Here is a 17,504-nt window from a genome sequence, read left to right as displayed (position 1 = left end):
AGCGCACTCCTTGAATCGGATGTCCTTCAGTGTAGTTGGCGGCTCAGGCCCCCAGGCAGGACGGCCCCAGCAGCGCCTTCAGATCAGCGATCAGCGGTTGGGAAGGGTTGACGCGCAGTTCGTCGGCCAGCTGGAAGACGGTGGTCTGATCGGGGCTGTGCAATCTCAGCCGCACCTGGGTCGGGCCGGGATGAGCGCACAGGACCCCGCGCAGCCGGTCGACCACGCCGGGAGTGCAGCGGTTCAGCTTCATCTCGATGACCACCGGACGGTTGCCGGCCGAGGTGACGTCCAGGCCGTTGACGGTGTCGGCATGCAACTCGACCGAATCGTCCCGCACGTTGACCCGGCCCTTGACCCGCACGATCGAGTCGGGCACCAGTTCGCCGGCGACCTGCTCGTAGACGTTGGGGAAGACCGAGACGTTGATCGATGCATCGAGGTCCTCCACGACCAACGACGCCCAGATGCGGCCCTGCTTGGTCTGGCGGCGCTGCACCTGCGTGATCATGCCGCAGATCGTCTGGCTGCCGCCCTGGGCCGATTCACCGCGCTCGGTGAGCCCGGCGATGGTCGTCGTCCGCTCGGTCTGCAGCACATGCTCCAAGCCGTTCAGCGGGTGGTCCGAGACGTACAGGCCGAGCATTTCGCGCTCGAAGGCCAGTTTGGTGCGCTTGTCCCAGTCCTCGGCCTCGGGCACCGGATCGTGCGGAAGCGCTGCCTGCTCGTCCTCGAAGCCGAAACCGCCGAGCAGCGAATCCTGGCCGTGTTCGGCATTGCGTTTCAGCTCGACGACCTGATCGACGGCCGACTCGAAGATGTCCATCAGTCCGCGCCTCGAATGCCCGAACGAGTCGAACGCGCCGGCCTTGATCAGCGATTCGATGACCCGTTTGTTGCAGGCCGCCAGCGGTGAATTGTCGAGGAAGCTGTAGAAGTCGGTGGCCGGCCCGTGCTCCTCGCGGGCGCTGACGATCGCCGTGACGACGTTCGCGCCGACATTGCGGATCGCCCCGAGCCCGAAGCGGATGTCGGTGCCGACAGCGGTGTACATGCCTTCGGATTCGTTGACGTCGGGCGGCAGTACCTTGATGCCCATCCGGCGGCATTCGGCCAGGTAGACCGCCGACTTCTCCTTCTCGTCCTTCACCGACTGCAGCAGTGCCGCCATGTACTCGGTGGGATAGTTCGCCTTCAGCCAGGCCGTCTGATAGCTGACCAGGCCGTAGGCGGCCGAGTGCGACTTGTTGAACGCATAGTCGCTGAACGGCACCAGGATGTCCCAGACGGTCTGGAAGGCCTCATGGGAGTAGCCGCGCTCCAGCATGCCGTCGCGGAAGCGGTCGTACTGGGCGTCCAGTTCCTTCTTCTTCTTCTTGCCCATCACGCGGCGCAGCAGATCTGCGGCGCCCAGGGTGTAGCCGGCCAGCCGCTGGGCGATGGCCATCACCTGTTCCTGATAGACGATCAGGCCGTAGGTCTCGTCCAGGATGTCCTTGAGCGGCTCGGCGAGTTCGGGGTGGATCGGGGTGACCGGTTCGCGTCCGGTCTTGCGGCGCGCGTACTTGTTGTGGGAGTCGGCGCCCATCGGGCCGGGTCGGTAGAGCGCGCCGACCGCGGAGATGTCTTCGAACTTGTCGGGCCGCATCGAGCGCAGCAGGGCACGCATCGGGCCGCCATCCAGCTGGAAGACACCCAACGTGTCGCCGCGCTGCAGCAGATCGAAGGTGGCGGGATCGTCCAGCGCGATGTCGTTGATCGCGATCTCGTCGCCCTTGTTGCGTTTGATGTTGTGCAGAGCATCATCGATCACCGTGAGGTTGCGCAGGCCCAGGAAGTCCATCTTCACCAGGCCCAGCGATTCAGCGCTCGGGTAGTCGAACTGGGTGATGATGGCGCCGTCCTGCTCGCGTTTCATCACCGGGATGACGTCGGTCAGCGGCACCGACCCCATGATGACGCCGCAGGCGTGGACGCCCCACTGGCGTTTCAGGCCCTCAATGCCCTGCGCGGTGGTGACGACCTCCTCGACTTCCGGATCGGAGGAGAACAGTTCACGGAACTCGCCGCCCTCGGCGTATCGGGGGTGCTCGGGGTTGAACAGCTGCTTGAGCGGCACGTCCTTGCCCATCACCGCGGGCGGCATCGCCTTGGTGATCCGCTCCCCCACCACGAAGGCCTTGTCGAGCACCCGCGCGGAGTCCTTGACCGCCTGCTTGGCCTTGATGGTGCCGTAGGTGACGATCTGCGCGACGTGGTCCTTGCCGTACTTGCGGGTGACATAGTCGAGCACCTCACCGCGGCGGCGCTCATCGAAGTCCACGTCGAAGTCCGGCAGGGAGGGACGTTCCGGGTTGAGGAAGCGTTCGAACAGCAGCCCGTACGGCAGCGGGTCGAGATCGGTGATGCCCATCGCGTAGGCGATGATCGAGCCGGCTCCCGAACCACGGCCCGGTCCCACCCGGATGCCGTTGCGCTTGGCCCACATGATGTAGTCGGCCACCACCAGGTAGTAACCCGGGTAGCCCTTGGTCAAGATGATGTCGATCTCGTAGTCGGCGCGTTCGCGGACATGATCGGGCAGCGGGTCGCCGTAGCGCTGCCGCAGCCCGATTTCGGCCTCGTGCCGGAACCAGGACTCCTCGGTTTCGCCGTCGGGCACCGGGAAGACCGGCATGAAGGTGCCATTGCCCTCGTCGAAGCTGGTCTGGCAACGCTCGGCGATCTCGAGCGTCGAGTCGCAGGCCTGCGGATAGTTGCTGAACAGCGTCCGCATCTGGTCCGCGGTCTTCAGGTAGTAGCCGGTGCCGTCGAACTTGAAGCGGTTCGCGTCGCTGACCCGCGAGCCGGACGAGACGCACAGCAAGATGTCCTGGGCTTTGGCGTCCTCGGCATGCACGTAGTGCAGGTCGTTGGTGGCGACCAGCGGCGCGCCGATCTTCTTGGCCAGCCGGAGCAGATCGGAGCGCACCTTCGTCTCGATCGACAGGCCGTGATCCATCAGTTCGACGTAGAAGTTCTCCTTGCCGAAGATCGACTGGAACTCGCTGGCCGAGGCCACCGCCTTGTCGAACATGCCGAGCCGCAGATAGGTCTGCACCTCACCCGACGGGCAGCCACTGGTGGCGATCAGGCCGTCGTGGTACTCGTTCAGCAGCTCCCGATCGGCGCGCGGCTTGTAGAACTGGCCCTCGAGACTGGACCGCGATGACAGCCGGAACAGGTTGTGCATGCCCTCGCGGGTCTGGCTCCAGATGGTCATGTGGGTGTAGGCACCCTTGGCGGCGACGTCGTCGCCGGTGCCGTCGCCGAACTGGACGCGTTTGCGTTCCCAGCGCGGGGTGCCCGGGGTGAGGTAGGCCTCCAGCCCGATGATCGGCTTGATCTCGTGCTTCATGGCGGTCTTGTAGAACTCGTAGGCGCCGAACAGGTTGCCGTGATCGGTGATCGCGATCGCGGGCATGCCCTGGGCTTTGGCCTCCGAGATCAGATCGTCGACACGCGCCGCACCGTCCAACATGGAGAAATCGGTGTGGTTGTGCAGATGGACGAACCCCTGCGCCATGCGTATCGACCTGCCCTTCCTAGCGTGCCCTTCCAGGCGTGCCCTGCCTCACCCTACCCCGGGTCGTCAGCTGGTGGCCCGAGGCTGCGCCGTCAGCGGATCACACCCTTGCTCGGGTCGCCCAGGGGAACCTGGTCGACCAGGATGACATCGGAGGCGGTGGCGCGAAGGTGCGCACTCAGCTCGTTCAGCTTGTCCATGGCCGCACCAGTGGCGTGAGCCTGCAGGTCGTCAGCGGTGCTCCAGCGTTCGATGACGATCAGGCCTTCGCCCTCCTGGGTGGACTGCAGCGCGTACAGTTCGCAGCCCTTCTCCTGATGGACCAGGGGCGAGACCACCCGGAAGGCCTCGATGATCTCATCACGCTTGCCGGGCAGCGGATGGATGATGGCGACGACGTTGAATGGCTCGGCCATGAGTGTTGCTCCTTTGCGATGTGCGCTTTTCAGCGGACGAGGTCAGGGTAGCGAGTCTAGCGGCGCGCGCGGGCCGCTCCGGTCTCCGATGGACTGCCCGATGCCTCGGAGGCCTGCCCGTGGCGACTTCACACGATGGTGTCTCACCTAGTCAGCATCGTCCTGCGGGGGCTGCTGGAGATGGGCGCGCAAGGCCTGCTGGGCGTGGGTGCGTGGCATCTGGGTCCACGACGGGTTCGCCGAGATCCAGGCCGGGTCGGAGACCATCCGGGCGATCGCCAGGCCGGCGGCCAGACAGACGACCACGCTCAGGCTGGTCAAGCCGTTGGCCAGTGCGCTCAGCGGATCGTGGTTGATCATGGCGATCAGCGCCCGGAAGGCGCTCGCTCCCGGGACCATGATCAACACGGCGGGAACCGACAAGGTGATGCGCGCGGACAGGACCCGCTGGGACGCCCACGCCGCCATCAGGCCGACGGCCGTGGTCGCCAGGGTCGCGCACAACAAGGGGTTCGCTCCGGCATCGATCGCCGACAGCCGGCCGAGATTGGCCACCGCGCCGATCCCCGAACACCACAGCGCGACCCGAATGGGCGTGTTGAAGGTGACGGCGAACCCCAGCACGCCCAGGTAACTGGCGAGAATCCGCAGACCTGCCAGCGACCACCACGACAGGTCCGGTGCCGGTATCTCGGTGGGAACCAGCCCGAATGCCCAGGCGATCAGCCACGCTCCCATTCCACAGGCGAGTGTGATCATCGCGGCGTAGAGCAACCGGGACATGCCCGATGTGAAGTCGAAACGTGCCAGATCGATCCCCGCCGTCAGTAGCGGGAACCCGGGCACCAGGAACAGGATGGCCGAGGTGAAAGCCGCAGCATGGAGGGGTTCGGCAGCGTCCGGCAACGCCCATCGCAAGACTTCCGCGGACAGCACGTAGACCAGACAGGCCGCGCAGGCTGCCACTGCCACGATGGCGAGTTAGTTCAGCCGGACCCGGCTCAGCGCCAGCTGGACGCATTTGCCCGCGGCGGCTGCAATTCCGGCTGCGACGCACTCCTGCCAACGCCCGTTGTTGAGGAAGGCGAACGCTGCGCAGGCGCCCGCCGCCGCGGCGATCACGAGGCCGGTCGGATACAGCGGTCGACGCTGCTCGACCCGGTCGAGCTGATGCTGGAGGGTGGCCGCCGTGAGCCCAGCAGAGGCCCACCTCCACCACCTGGGTGCGGAAGGTGCCGTGGGCGCGGGTGGTGGCCACGATCTCGTTGAGGCTGACCTGCGCCTCAATCTGGTCGATGCCCAGCGCTTGAGCCACGCGTCCCATGGCCGCCTTGACCCGATAGGAGCCGGTGCCCGAGGTGAGCATCAGCGATCCCATTCGGCACACGGCGTCCGATTTCTCCGCGAGGAGGGCACCTGGCCCGATGTCGACGTCGTCGACCTCGTTCGTCCGATCGCCTGGGTCGTTCGGCGGGTTCTGGCCGGATGTCATCGCGTTCTCTTCTCGTCCGACATGGGCAGACTCAGGCTCGGCCCCCGGTCAGCTTCCGGCTGGCCGAGATATTCGACAGCAGGGTCAAGATGAACGCGGTGCCGGCCGCGGCGACCATCGCCAGCGTCAGACCGAGTGCATTCGTCGAGACGAACGGGGCCACGAAGGCCGGCAGATAGGCGGTGGCCTCCGAACCGGTGATGCCCACCACTGCCCCGCCGACGGTCGCAGCGGCCAGGGCAGACGCGAAGACCCGCTTGTCGGCGAACATGAATGGGTACGCGGCCTCCACGAAGGTGCCGAAGAAGAAGTTGATCGAGGCGCCCGAGGCGGCCAGGGCCCGCTCACCCGACGAGCGCGGACGCACGATATTGGCCAGGGTGATGCCCAGGCTGACCATCACCAGCGAGGTCATGTCGATCGCCCCGAAGAAGCTGTGTCCCTTCTCGCTCATCTCCACCAGCACCAGGGGCAGAATCACCGAGTGGTAGATGCCGAACATGATCGCCGGCCACATCACCAGACCGGCGACCGCACCGGCCAGCAGCGGATTGAAACCGACCAGCGCCTCGATACCGGCCTTCACCGCGCCGCCGAGCCAGCTGGTAGCCGGAGCCAGCACGAAGAAGACGACCAACCCCGACACCAGACCCGAAAGGCCGGCCGAGACGATATTCGCGGTGGTGACCGGCCAGCCCCACGCCAGCGTCCGCCGCATCAGGTAGTAGACGCTGATACCGGCCAGCACGCCGCCGACCAGCCCGCCGATGATGCCGCCGTTCACCGACAGCAGGCCGGCGACTGCGCCCGCCACCACGCCCACCTCGTCCAGGCCCGAGATCTTGCGGGCGGCCACGATCGCCACCACCACGGGGATACCGGCGATCAGGGCGTCGAAGGCCGGGGTGAGGCCGTCCAACCCGGGGATCTTGGAGATCGCCAACACCACAGCCATGGCGATGAAGGCGGGAATGGCGGGCACCATGATGCCGCGGATACTGATCCGCCGCCACGGCGATTCCGTCGTGCCGGCGCCCGCTTCTGCGGATCCCAGGGAGGGCAAGTACTTGAGCTTCCAGTGCCGGGCGAGTCCCGAGGCATAGGAGACCGCGCGTGTGCGGTTGGTCGACCCGGTGGTACCGGAGGCCGCGACCACCGTCAGTCCGGCCGCCTGTGCCCCGGCGATCGACGTGCCACCGGTGCCGACAGCCGGCAGCCCGGCCGCTGCCGCGGCGGTGATCGCCTTCGAGTTGGTGTCGCCCGGATCACAGCTGACCAGTACCAGGCCATCGATCTCGCCCGCCGCGACCTGGGCGGCTAGCGCCGCATCGGCCTGGCGGGCGGCGGCGTTGATCTGCTCCAAGGTGCCGTCCATCGCGACTTCGGGACGCAGTTGTTCGTCCAGCACCCACAGCGCGGCGGGTGTGGACCCAGCTGCCGACTCCATCGATGAGGCGGCGGCCACGAATTGCACTGCCGCGACGGTGAGACCTGCGGTGGACAACTGGCGGATGATCTCGCTCAGCAGCCCGGCGGGATCGTCGCCGCCCTGCGACCTGAGATTGCCACCACTGCTTCCGATGATCGCCACACTGCGCGTGCCGGAATCCATGGTTTCCTCCTCGACGGTTCACGGTGAGCGATGCCTCACCCAGCCAGAACAGTGCCCCCGATGGCATCGGCCGCCAGGCCGTGCCCGCCAGATGGACGCGGCAGCGCCCTCGGCCGGGCGTGGCGACCCGGCGAACCAATGAACTAGCGTTGCAGGCATGTTGGCAGTCAGCGCTGTGTCATTGTCGTCCACCGATCCTCTGGCCGGTTTGCAGATCGGCGAACGCCCGGAACCGGAGCCGAAGGACGGCTGGAGCATCATCACCATGCGGACGAGCAGCCTGAACCGGCACGATCTGTGGTCGCTGAAGGGCGTCGGACTGCGCCCCGACCAACTGCCGCGGATTCTTGGCTGCGACGGCGCAGGAATCGACGAGAACGGCAACGAGGTCGTCATCCACAGCATCGTCACCAGTCCGGGCTGGAGTGGCCCCGATCCACTCGATCCGCATCGGACGATGCTGTCGGAGGGCGTCGACGGCACATTCGCGGAAAAGGTGCTGGTGCCCACCCATCACCTGGTGCCCAAGCCGGCCCAGCTGAGCTGGAGCACCGCAGCACTGTGCTCGGTCACCCTGCTGACCGCTTACCGGATGCTGTTCACCCAGGCGGGTCTTCGTCCGGGCGATCTGGTGCTCATTCAGGGTGCGGGCGGCGGCGTGAACTCGGCCGCGACCCAGCTGGCCGCAGCAGCCGGCCTGCGGGTCTGGGTGACCAGCCGGGACGAGGACCGTCGGCTGCGGGCGCTCGACCTCGGCGCCGAGCAGGTCTTCGCGTCCGGTGCCCGGCTACCGGAAAAGGTGGATGCGGTCATCGACAATGTCGGTGCGGCGACCTGGAGCCACTCGATCAATGTCTTGCGACCCGGGGGCACGCTGGTGACCTGCGGGGCGACCACCGGGGACCCGTCCAAGACCGAACTCACCAAGATCTTCTTCCGTGAACTGCGCATCCACGGCTCCACAGCCGGCACCATCGGCGAGTTGCGCGATCTGCTGGCCTTCGTGCAGGCCACCGGCATCCAGCCGGTGATCGATCAGGAACTCCCGCTCGACCAAGCCCGCAAGGGTTTCGCCCGCATGGCGGCCGGCGACGTCTTCGGCAATATCGTCTTCAACCACTGACAGGAGAACAATGGCCATCATCACTTCGGCCGAAACCATCGACATCCGCTTCCCGACCTCGCTGGAGGCCGACGGCTCGGACGCGATGAACCCCGACGGCGACTACTCGGCGAGCTATGTCGTGCTGCACACCGATGGCCTCGACGCCGCCGGGCAGCCGCTGGCCGGGTACGGCATCACGTTCACTATCGGACGCGGCAACGACATCGTCTGCATGGCTGCTCGGGAGATCGTGAACCGGCTGATCGGACGCGACGTCGACCAGATGGTCGCCGACATGGGCGGCACCTACCTGAGTCTGTGCTCGGATTCACAGCTACGCTGGCTGGGCCCGGAGAAAGGTGTCGTTCATCTTGCCTTGTCGGCGGTCATGAACGCGGCCTGGGACCTGGCCGGACGACTGGCCGGCAAACCGGTCTGGCGGCTGCTCGCCGATATGACACCCGAGCAGCTGGTGGACATCGCCGACCTGCGCTATCTGGCCGACGTGCTGCCTCGCGAACGCGCACTCGAGATCCTCCGCAAGGCCGAACCCGGCAAGGCGGAGCGCATCGCCGATCTGGAGGCCAAGGGGTACCCCGCCTACACCACGGCGGCCGGCTGGCTCGGCTACTCCGACGAGAAGATGCTGCGCATCATCGCCGAGCAGGAGCAACTGGGCTTCACCGCGGTCAAGCTCAAGGTCGGCGCGAATCTTGCTGACGATATTCGCCGCTGCCGTAAGGCCCGGGAAGCGATCGGCCCGGATCGACCGCTGATGATCGACGCGAACCAGGTGTGGGACGTGCCCACCGCCATCGAGTGGGTCAATGCCCTGAAGGAATTCGATCTGCGATGGATCGAGGAACCGACCAGCCCCGACGACATCCTCGGCCACCGCAAGGTGCGCGAAGGAGTGGCGCCGATCGGTATCGCCACCGGTGAGCACTGCCACAACCGGGTGATGTTCAAGCAGTTTCTCGAGGCCGGCGCGATCGACTATTGCCAGATCGACGCCGGACGCCTGGCCTCCCTGAACGAGATCCTCGCCGTGCTACTGCTGGCTGCCCACTTCGAGGTGCCGGTCTGCCCCCACGCCGGTGGTGTCGGGCTGTGTGAGATGGTCCACCACGCGTCCATGCTCGACTACGTCGCCGTCTCGGGCAGCTACGAGGGGCGCATCACCGAGTACGTCGACAACCTGCACGAGCATTTCGTCCACCCGGTGCGGGTCGCAGGTGGACGCTACCAGGTGACCGGGGACGCCGGCTACAACACCGAGATACTGACTGCCTCCATCGAGGAGTTCCGCTTCCCCGACGGCAGCTACTGGGCCGCCGCCCGCTCCTGACCCCGCGGCCCCTCCAGAGCCCGCTGCCCCTCCGGAGCCCGCGCCGCCCGGGACGGCACCGGTTCTTGCGCCCCGAATACGAAGCTGCGCCCGATATATCGGGCGCAGCTTCGTATTTCGGGCGCGGGAACGGACCGGGCGCGGGCGGACCGGGCGCGGCGCGGGGAGCGCGAGCGCGGCGGCGGGGGGTCAGGCCAGGACTTGGCGGTCGCTGGGGTTGATCGGACGCGGCAGGATGCTTTCCTCGCCGGACAGGAACGTGTCCACACCGTTGGCGCAGCTGCGCCCCTCGGCGATGGCCCACACGATCAGCGACTGACCGCGTCCGGCATCACCGCAGGCGAAGACGCCCGGCACGCTGGTCTGATAGTGATCGTCGCGAGAGATATTGCCGCGCGCGTCCAACTCGACGCCCAGCTGCGAGACAACCCCATCGGCTTCCGGACCGAGGAAACCCATGGCGAGCAGCACCAGCTGAGCCGGGATGACGCGCTCGGTACCCTCGATCGGCGCGAACCGGGTGGCCGGCCCCTCGACCTCGACGATCCGTAGCCCCGACACCTGACCGTTCTCACCGAGGAACTCGCTGGTGTTCACCGAGTACAGCCGCTCGCCGCCCTCCTCGTTCGCCGAAGCGATCCGATAGATCATCGGGTAGGTCGGCCACGGCTGGGACGCGGGACGCTCGGCCGGCGGATGAGGCATGATCTCCAGCTGGGTCACCGATCGGGCGCCCTGCCGCAGCGCAGTGCCGAGGCAGTCGTTCGAGGTGTCGCCACCGCCGATGACGATGACGTCCTTGCCCTCGGCGCTGATCTGTCCGGGGACCTGGCCCTTCAGCGCCTTGGTGGCCTGGGTCAGGTACTCCATCGCCTGATGGATGCCGTCCAGTTCACGGCCGGGCACCGGGAGGTCACGCGGACGCGTCGAACCGATCGCCAGCACCACCGCGTCGAACCGCTCGAGCAGCTGCTCGCCGGTGATGTCGCTGCCGACCTTGGTGGACGGCTTGAAGGTGGTGCCTTCGAGCACCATCTGCTTGAGCCGCCGGTCGAGGACCGACTTCTCCATCTTGAAGTTGGGGATGCCGTAACGCAGCAGACCGCCGATCGCGTCGGCTCGCTCGTAGACGACCACAGTGTGTCCGGCGCGGGTCAGCTGCTGAGCCACCGCCAGTCCGGCCGGTCCCGAACCGACCACCGCGACCGTCTTCAAGGTGTGCCAGTCCGGCACCTGCGGGGTGACCCGGCGGTCGGCCCAGCCCTTGTCGATCAGTGCGACCTCGACGTTCTTGATGGTCACCGGATCGCGGTTGATGCCTTCCACGCACGCGGTTTCGCACGGCGCCGGGCACAGCCGCCCGGTGAACTCCGGGAAGTTGTTGGTGGCGTGCAGCCGCTCCAGGGCGTCCTGCCATTCATCGCGCCACAGCAGGTCGTTCCATTCCGGGATGAGGTTCGCCAGCGGGCAGCCGTTGTGGCAGAACGGGATGCCGCAGTCCATGCAGCGGCCCGCCTGCTTGACGATGATCGGCAGCAGTGCGATACCGGGAGTCCCGGGGTAGACCTCGTTCCAGTCCTCCACTCGCTGCGCCACCGGGCGCCGCTCGGCGACCTCGCGAGGAGTGGTCATGAATCCCGTCGGATCAGCCACGAGCAGCCTCCATCATGATCTCGGTCACTTCGGTCTGGGGAAGGCCATTGGCTTTCGCCTCGGCCTGGGCGCGCATCACTCGCGCGAAATCACGTGGTTCCAGCTTGGTGAAGCGACTGGCGAGCACGTCGCGTGGCAGAGCCAGCAACTCGGCCGCCCGCGTCGAGCCGGTGACCTCGTGATGAGTCTTCAACAGCTCGGTGACACGCCGGACGTCGGCATCGGTCATCGGGACCGCATCGACATACTCGGTGTTCAGCACCTCGGGACGCATGTCCAGCACCCAGGCGATGCCTCCCGACATGCCGGCTGCCAGGTTGCGTCCGGTCGGACCGATGATGAGCGCCTCGCCGCCGGTCATGTACTCGCAGCCGTGATCACCGACGCCTTCGACCACGGCGGTCGCACCTGAGTTACGGACGCAGAACCGCTCCCCCACAACACCATTCAGCAAGATCTCGCCCGAGGTAGCGCCGTAGCCGATGACATTGCCGGCGATGATCTGGGTGCTGGCGTCGAAGGTGGACGCAGGATCGCACCGCGCGGCGATGTGCCCGCCCGATAGCCCCTTGCCGAGGTAATCGTTGGCATCACCGGTCAGCAGCAGGCTGATGCCCTTGGGCAGGAAGGCTCCGAAGCTCTGGCCGGCGGTGCCGACGAACTCGAAGCGGATCGTGTCGTCCGGCAGGCCCTTGCCTTCGGTGGCCATCGTGACCTCGTGGCCCAAGATGGTGCCGACGGTGCGATCGACATTGCGGATCGGCAGGATACCGACCACCGGCTCGCCAGATTCCAGGGCGGGCGCGGCGATCTTGATCATCTCCACGTCCAGAGCCTGATCAAGTTCGTGATCTTGCTCGATGACCTGGTGACGAACGGTTCCCTCGGGAACCACCACCTGGTGGAGCACCGGCGACAGATCCAAGCCCCGCGCCTTGTAGTGGCCGACGGCTGCCCGGGTTTCCAGCATGTCGACTCGTCCGACTGCCTCTTCGAGCGTGCGGAAGCCGAGCAGCGCCAGGTATTCGCGCACCTCCTGGGCGATGAACTCCATGAAGTTGACGACGTACTCGGGCTTGCCGGCGAACTTCGCGCGCAGTTCCGGGTTCTGGGTCGCCACGCCCACCGGGCAAGTGTCCTTGTGGCAGACGCGCATCAGGATGCATCCCGAGGTGACCAGGGCGGTCGTCGCGAAACCGAACTCCTCGGCTCCCAACAGCGCCGCGATGATGACATCGCGTCCGGTCTTCAACTGACCATCGCACTGCACCACAATGCGGTCGCGCAGGCCATTGAGCAGCAGGGTCTGCTGGGTCTCGGCCAAGCCGAGCTCCCACGGGCCGCCCGCATGCTTGATCGAGGTCAACGGAGCCGCACCGGTACCACCGTCGTGGCCGGAGATCAGCACCACATCGGCCTTCGCCTTGCTGACGCCGGCGGCGACCGTGCCCACACCGATCTCGGAGACCAGCTTGACGTGCACCCGAGCCGACGGATTGGCGCACTTGAGGTCGTGGATCAACTGCTTGAGATCCTCGATCGAGTAGATGTCGTGGTGCGGCGGCGGGCTGATCAGGCCGATACCAGGTGTCGAATGCCGGGTCCTCGCGATCCACGGGTACACCTTCGGGCCGGGCAGCTGACCGCCCTCGCCCGGCTTGGCACCCTGCGCCATCTTGATCTGCAGATCTCGGGCATAGCTCAGGTACTCCGAGGTCACGCCGAAGCGACCGGAGGCCACCTGCTTGATCGCGGAGCAGCGCTCCGGATCGTGCAACCTCTCGGGATCCTCGCCACCCTCACCGGTGTTCGAGCGAGCGCCCAGCCGGTTCATCGCGATGGCGAGCGTCTGGTGAGCCTCCAGGCTGATCGAGCCGTAACTCATCGCGCCGGTGCTGAACCGCTTCACGATGGACGAGACCGGCTCGACCTCATCGATATCGATCGGCGTGGCAGCGGGCTTCAGCTCCAGCAAGGCACGCAACGTCATGAGCCGCGACGACCGGTCGTCGACCCGCGCGGTGTAGCGCTTGAACACGTCATAGCGTCCGGTCCGGGTGGCGTACTGCAAGCGGAAGACGCTTTCCGGATCGAACAGATGCTGTTCGCCCTCGCGACGCCACTTGTACTGGCCACCGGTGATCAGGGTGCGGTGCGGCAGCGCATTGGTCGCCGGGTAGGCGTTGCGGTGATGCTCGGCGATATCGTGAGCCAGTTCGTCCAAGCCGATGCCCTCGACCCGCGAACTCGTGCCGGGGAAGAACTCCGCCATGAACTCACTGTTGAGGCCGACGGCCTCGAAGATCTCCGCGCCGCCGTAGGACGCCATCGTGGACACGCCCATCTTGCTCATCACCTTGAGCAGGCCGTGCTCGAGCGCACTGATCACGTTGTGAATGGCCTTTTCAGGTGGCACCGTCACCAGCAGCTCGCGGCGAGCCAGATCTTCGGCGCTCTCGAAAAGCAGGTAAGGGTTGACCGCCGCCGCGCCGTAGCCGACCAGCAGGGCAAGATGATGCACCTCCCGCACATCACCGGCCTCGACGATCATGCCGATATTGGCGCGCATCTTCAGCCGCACCAGGTGGTGATGCATGTTCGCCGTGGACAGCAGGGACGGAATCGGAGCCCGCGAATCGTTGGAATGCCGGTCGCTGAGCACGATGTACAGCGCGCCGTCCTCGATGGCCGCGGTGATCTCGTCACGCATCTCGGCCAAGCGATCACGCAGCGCCTCGGGGCCGCCGGCGGCATCGTAGAGGCAGGTGATGACCCTGGTCAGCCCGTTCGGGTTGTCGGCGCGCTCGGCCAGGTGAACGATCTTCGACAGCTGCTCCGAGTCGATCACCGGGGAGCTGATGACCAGCTGGTTGGCCGATTCGGGCCCCGGCGACAGCAGATTGCCCTGCGGACCGGTGCGCACCTCGAGCGAGGTGACCAATTCCTCGCGGATGGCGTCCAGCGGCGGGTTGGTGACCTGAGCGAAGAGCTGGCTGAAGTAGTCGAACAGCGAGCGCGGCTTGTCCGACAGCACCGGCAGCGGAGTGTCGGAGCCCATCGAGCCGATCGGTTCGGCGCCCGTGTTGGCCATCGGCGCGATGATCATGGCGAGCTCTTCGTGCGAGTAGCCGAAGACCTGCTGGCGGCGCGCCACCGAACTCGAACCGTGCACGATGTGGGTACGCTCGGGCAGATCGTTCAAGAAGACCCGGCCCTGCTTCAGCCATTCACCGTAGGGGTGCTCGGCAGCCAACTGGTCCTTGATCTCCTGATCGTCGATCAGCCGGTGGCTGGCCAGGTCGACCAGCAGCATCCGGCCCGGCGTCAGGCGTCCCTTCTCGCGAACCTGTGCGGCCGGCACATCGAGCACGCCGGCTTCGGACGCGAAGATCACCCGGTCGTCGGTCACCCAGTAGCGAGCCGGACGAAGCCCGTTGCGGTCCAGCGTCGCCCCGATCAAGGTGCCGTCGGTGAAGCTGATACATGCCGGGCCGTCCCACGGCTCCATCAAGCAGGCGTGGTAGTCGAAGAAGTCGCGGTGAGCCTGCGGGAGGTCGTCGTTGTGCTGCCACGCTTCGGGCACCATCATCATCACGGCATGCGGCAGCGAGCGTCCGCCCAGATGCAGCAACTCCAGCACCTGATCGAAGGACGCAGAGTCGGAATCACCGGGCTCACAGATCGGGAACAGCCGGTCCAGATCGCCGGGAATCAGATCGCTGGCCAGCAGCGATTCGCGGGCGCGCATCCAGTTGCGGTTGCCCTTGACGGTGTTGATCTCGCCGTTGTGCGCGATCATCCGGTACGGGTGAGCCAGCGGCCACGACGGGAACGTGTTCGTCGAGAAGCGCGAATGCACCAGCGCGATGGCCGAGGTGAAGCTCTCGTCGGTCAGATCGGGGTAGACCTCGGACAGCTGAGAGGTCGTCAGCATACCCTTGTAGACCAGCGTGCGGGCCGACAGCGACGAGAAATAGATGCCCGCCTCGAAACGTGCCCGGCGGCGCAACGGGAAGACCAGCCGGTCGAGATCGATGCCGCTGGCGTGTTTGCGGTCGCTGACGAACAGCAACATCATGTGCGGCATGACGCCCAACGAGATCGGGCTGAGCGTCTCGGTGCGCACCGGCACCTCACGCCAGCCGTGTACCTTGAGGCGTTCCTCGAGGGCGATCTTCTCGATCGAGATCATCGCCATCTCGCGTTCGGCTTCGTCGGTGGGCAGGTAGGCCATACCCACCGCGTACTCCCCCACCGGGGGCAGCATGAAATCGACTCGTTCGCGCAGGAAAGCGTCCGGAATCTGGACGAGAATACCCGCGCCGTCACCGGCCGCCGCGTCGGCGCCGGTCGCGCCGCGGTGGTCGAGATTGGCCAGAGCCGTCAGGCCGTCCAGAACCAGCTCATGGGTGGGCTTGCCGTCGAGCTTGGCAACGAAGGCTACGCCGCACGCGTCGTGCTCGTAGCTGGGATCGTAGAGCCCCTGCCTGCTGGGTACCGAACTTGTCGAAGTCATCTGCACTCCTGTCTGGGCGCCGCCCGGTAGACACGGTCCAGTCCTGAAGAGTAACCCGGATGTGTTACAGGTTGTTTTCAATGTGTTACAGACTCTTTTCAGCGCGTGGTCGAGCCGGTGCCAATCCTGCGCCCGCGGCGGGGAAACCGAAGGGCCACAACATGACACCGGGCCGTTTGCGCAACTGCCAGATCAACAAGACCAGCGCACCGACAAAGCAGATCACCGAGACGTAGCTGTTGACCCGCCAGCCGCCGACATGATTCACCGGGTCGATGCGGACGGCCTCGATGAAGAAGCGCCCGAACGTGTACCACAGGACATAGCAACTAAAAAGTTTACCCCGGCCGAGCTTGAAACGACTCTCGGCCCACAGCAGGACGAAACCGCCGATGGTGTTCCAGACCATCTCGTAGGCGAAGGTGGGTTGAAAGGTGTCGTAGGACTCGTAGCCGACCGGCCGGTACTGCGGATCGACGTAGAGCCCCCACGGCAGATCGGTGGGACGCCCGAACAGCTCCTGGTTGAACCAGTTGCCGAGCCTGCCGATCGCCTGCGCGAACAGCAACCCCGGAGCCAGTGTGTCGGCGAAGGCCGGGAAGTCGAGCCGGTAGCGGCGGCAGACCAGCCAGGCGGCCAGCGCGCCGACCATCACTCCACCCCAGATCCCCAGCCCACCGTTGCGGATGTTCAGGGCCTGCCAGGGATTGCGTCCGGGACCGAAATAGAGCTGATAGTCAGTGATCACGTGATACAGCCGGGCGCCGATTATGCCGGCGATCACGATGATGAAGACCGCCGAATCGAAGCGATCGGTGTCGCCCCCGCGTGCGGCGAAGCGTTTGCGGCTCAGCCAAGCGGCCACCACGATCCCGGCCAGCACGCAGATCGCGTAGAAGTGAATCACCAGACCGCCCAGCGAGAATCCGCTGATCGGCGGTGCTGGAATCTCCAGCGAAATCATCGGCCGGTCCGACGCACTCCGGCCGCCAGATCGGCGACCTTCTCGCGCAGCGGACGAAGGTCGTCGTTGCCCGCCTCTTCGGCGGAGATGAGGCAGCTGACCAGCGCCGAGCCGACGATGACCGCGTCGGCGTAGGCGCCGACTTCGGCCGCTTGGTCGCTGTTCGACACTCCGAGGCCAACGCCCACCGGAAGGCTGGGATCGGCGGCCCGGGCACGCTCGACGATGACCGGGGCGGCCGACGAGGTCTGAGCACGTGCTCCGGTGACTCCCATCACCGACGTCGCGTAGACCCAGCCGCGGCAGGCGCCCATCGTCGTGGTGATGCGCTCATCCGACGAACTCGGCGCGATGAGGAAGATCCGGTCCAGCCCGTGGGCGTCCGAAGCCGCCACCCACTCCCCGGCCTCGTCGGGAGTCAGATCGGGGGTGATCAGTCCCGCACCTCCGGCGGCGGCCAGATCGCGTGCGAAGGCCTCCACCCCATAGCGGTAGACCAGATTCCAGTAGATCATCACCATCGGGGTGGCGCCGGCTGCGGCGACGGTCTCCACCGCGGTGAACAGATCGTGGGTGTGCACTCCGCGTTCGAGAGCCTTGGTGGTGGCGTGCTGGATGACCAGCCCGTCCATCATCGGGTCCGAATAGGGCATGCCGATCTCGACCAGGTCGACGCCCACGCCGTCGGTGCCTTCCACCAGGGCGCGCATGGCCGCAAGCGAACCGGGCACGGTCGGGTAGCCGACCGGCAGGTAGCCGACCAAAGCGGAGCGCCCTTCGTCCTTGGCGGCCTTCAGTACCTGACCCGAGATGCCGAGCCGGGCATCGAGCAC

Annotated in this window: 10 protein-coding genes and 2 pseudogenes; 2 read left to right on the top strand and 10 right to left on the bottom strand. The window is 66.3% G+C overall.

Annotated elements, in window-relative coordinates; translation table 11 throughout:
- Positions 1 to 43: 43 nt before the first annotated feature.
- From dnaE to QUE25_RS14255, 6 genes and pseudogenes are all read right to left on the bottom strand, one after another.
- A complete protein-coding gene (dnaE, locus tag QUE25_RS14275) occupies positions 44 to 3,565 on the bottom strand; it encodes a DNA polymerase III subunit alpha (RefSeq protein WP_286266157.1) in 3,522 nt (1,173 codons plus the stop codon).
- A 92-nt stretch (positions 3,566 to 3,657) separates the two neighbouring features.
- Positions 3,658 to 3,981, bottom strand: a complete 324-nt coding sequence (locus QUE25_RS14270) for a putative quinol monooxygenase (RefSeq protein WP_286266154.1) — start codon at positions 3,979 to 3,981, stop codon at positions 3,658 to 3,660.
- A gap of 147 nt (positions 3,982 to 4,128) precedes the next feature.
- Positions 4,129 to 4,719, bottom strand: a complete 591-nt coding sequence (locus QUE25_RS14265; protein WP_286268590.1) for a threonine/serine exporter family protein — start codon at positions 4,717 to 4,719, stop codon at positions 4,129 to 4,131.
- Positions 4,705 to 5,268: pseudogene (locus QUE25_RS14260) on the bottom strand (threonine/serine exporter family protein); the annotation flags it as partial. The pseudogene QUE25_RS14260 and the gene QUE25_RS14265, both read right to left, overlap by 15 nt.
- A pseudogene (locus QUE25_RS14950) lies at positions 5,207 to 5,359 on the bottom strand (threonine/serine exporter family protein); the annotation flags it as partial. The pseudogenes QUE25_RS14260 and QUE25_RS14950, both read right to left, overlap by 62 nt.
- Before the next feature lie 145 nt (positions 5,360 to 5,504).
- On the bottom strand, positions 5,505 to 7,085 hold the full coding sequence (locus tag QUE25_RS14255; RefSeq protein WP_286266152.1) for a PTS sugar transporter subunit IIABC family protein: 1,581 nt from the start codon (positions 7,083 to 7,085) through the stop codon (positions 5,505 to 5,507).
- A 157-nt stretch (positions 7,086 to 7,242) separates the two neighbouring features.
- Between QUE25_RS14255 and QUE25_RS14250 the strand changes: the two genes are divergently transcribed.
- The gene (locus QUE25_RS14250; protein ID WP_286266150.1) at positions 7,243 to 8,208 is read left to right on the top strand and encodes a zinc-binding dehydrogenase; all 966 of its coding nucleotides are present in this window, start codon (positions 7,243 to 7,245) and stop codon (positions 8,206 to 8,208) included.
- Positions 8,209 to 8,218: 10 nt separating this feature from the next.
- The gene (locus QUE25_RS14245; protein ID WP_286266148.1) at positions 8,219 to 9,538 is read left to right on the top strand and encodes an enolase C-terminal domain-like protein; all 1,320 of its coding nucleotides are present in this window, start codon (positions 8,219 to 8,221) and stop codon (positions 9,536 to 9,538) included.
- 189 nt (positions 9,539 to 9,727) lie between these two features.
- On the opposite strand, the gene QUE25_RS14240 is transcribed toward QUE25_RS14245, so the two are convergent.
- From QUE25_RS14240 to trpA, 4 genes are all read right to left on the bottom strand, one after another.
- Positions 9,728 to 11,191: a glutamate synthase subunit beta gene (locus QUE25_RS14240; protein ID WP_286266146.1), complete on the bottom strand. Its 1,464-nt coding sequence runs from the start codon at positions 11,189 to 11,191 to the stop codon at positions 9,728 to 9,730.
- Positions 11,184 to 15,707 (bottom strand): glutamate synthase large subunit, encoded by a 4,524-nt coding sequence (gene gltB / locus QUE25_RS14235; protein ID WP_286266145.1) that lies wholly within the window; start codon positions 15,705 to 15,707, stop codon positions 11,184 to 11,186. The genes QUE25_RS14240 and gltB overlap by 8 nt, the downstream gene beginning before the upstream one ends.
- 85 nt (positions 15,708 to 15,792) lie before the next feature.
- The gene (gene lgt, locus QUE25_RS14230) at positions 15,793 to 16,671 is read right to left on the bottom strand and encodes a prolipoprotein diacylglyceryl transferase (RefSeq protein ID WP_286266142.1); all 879 of its coding nucleotides are present in this window, start codon (positions 16,669 to 16,671) and stop codon (positions 15,793 to 15,795) included.
- The gene (trpA, locus tag QUE25_RS14225; RefSeq protein ID WP_286268588.1) at positions 16,668 to 17,483 is read right to left on the bottom strand and encodes a tryptophan synthase subunit alpha; all 816 of its coding nucleotides are present in this window, start codon (positions 17,481 to 17,483) and stop codon (positions 16,668 to 16,670) included. Before trpA ends, lgt begins: the two co-directional genes overlap by 4 nt.
- Between the last annotated feature and the right edge of the window lie 21 nt (positions 17,484 to 17,504).

This window comes from Brooklawnia propionicigenes (assembly GCF_030297015.1).
In the GTDB taxonomy this organism is placed as follows: Bacteria; Actinomycetota; Actinomycetes; order Propionibacteriales; family Propionibacteriaceae; genus Brooklawnia; species Brooklawnia propionicigenes.
The sequence above is the reverse complement of the archived record's forward strand: the minus strand, read 5'-3'. Positions and strand labels throughout refer to the sequence as shown.

Coding starts and splice junctions, on each gene's coding strand:
- QUE25_RS14270 (WP_286266154.1), bottom strand. CDS start 3,981: ATGGCCGAGCCATTCAACGTCGTCGCCATCATCCATCCGCTGCCCGGC.
- gltB (WP_286266145.1), bottom strand. CDS start 15,707: ATGACTTCGACAAGTTCGGTACCCAGCAGGCAGGGGCTCTACGATCCC.
- QUE25_RS14245 (WP_286266148.1), top strand. CDS start 8,219: ATGGCCATCATCACTTCGGCCGAAACCATCGACATCCGCTTCCCGACC.
- QUE25_RS14255 (WP_286266152.1), bottom strand. CDS start 7,085: ATGGATTCCGGCACGCGCAGTGTGGCGATCATCGGAAGCAGTGGTGGC.
- dnaE (WP_286266157.1), bottom strand. CDS start 3,565: ATGGCGCAGGGGTTCGTCCATCTGCACAACCACACCGATTTCTCCATG.
- QUE25_RS14250 (WP_286266150.1), top strand. CDS start 7,243: ATGTTGGCAGTCAGCGCTGTGTCATTGTCGTCCACCGATCCTCTGGCC.
- QUE25_RS14265 (WP_286268590.1), bottom strand. CDS start 4,719: ATGGGAGCGTGGCTGATCGCCTGGGCATTCGGGCTGGTTCCCACCGAG.
- lgt (WP_286266142.1), bottom strand. CDS start 16,671: ATGATTTCGCTGGAGATTCCAGCACCGCCGATCAGCGGATTCTCGCTG.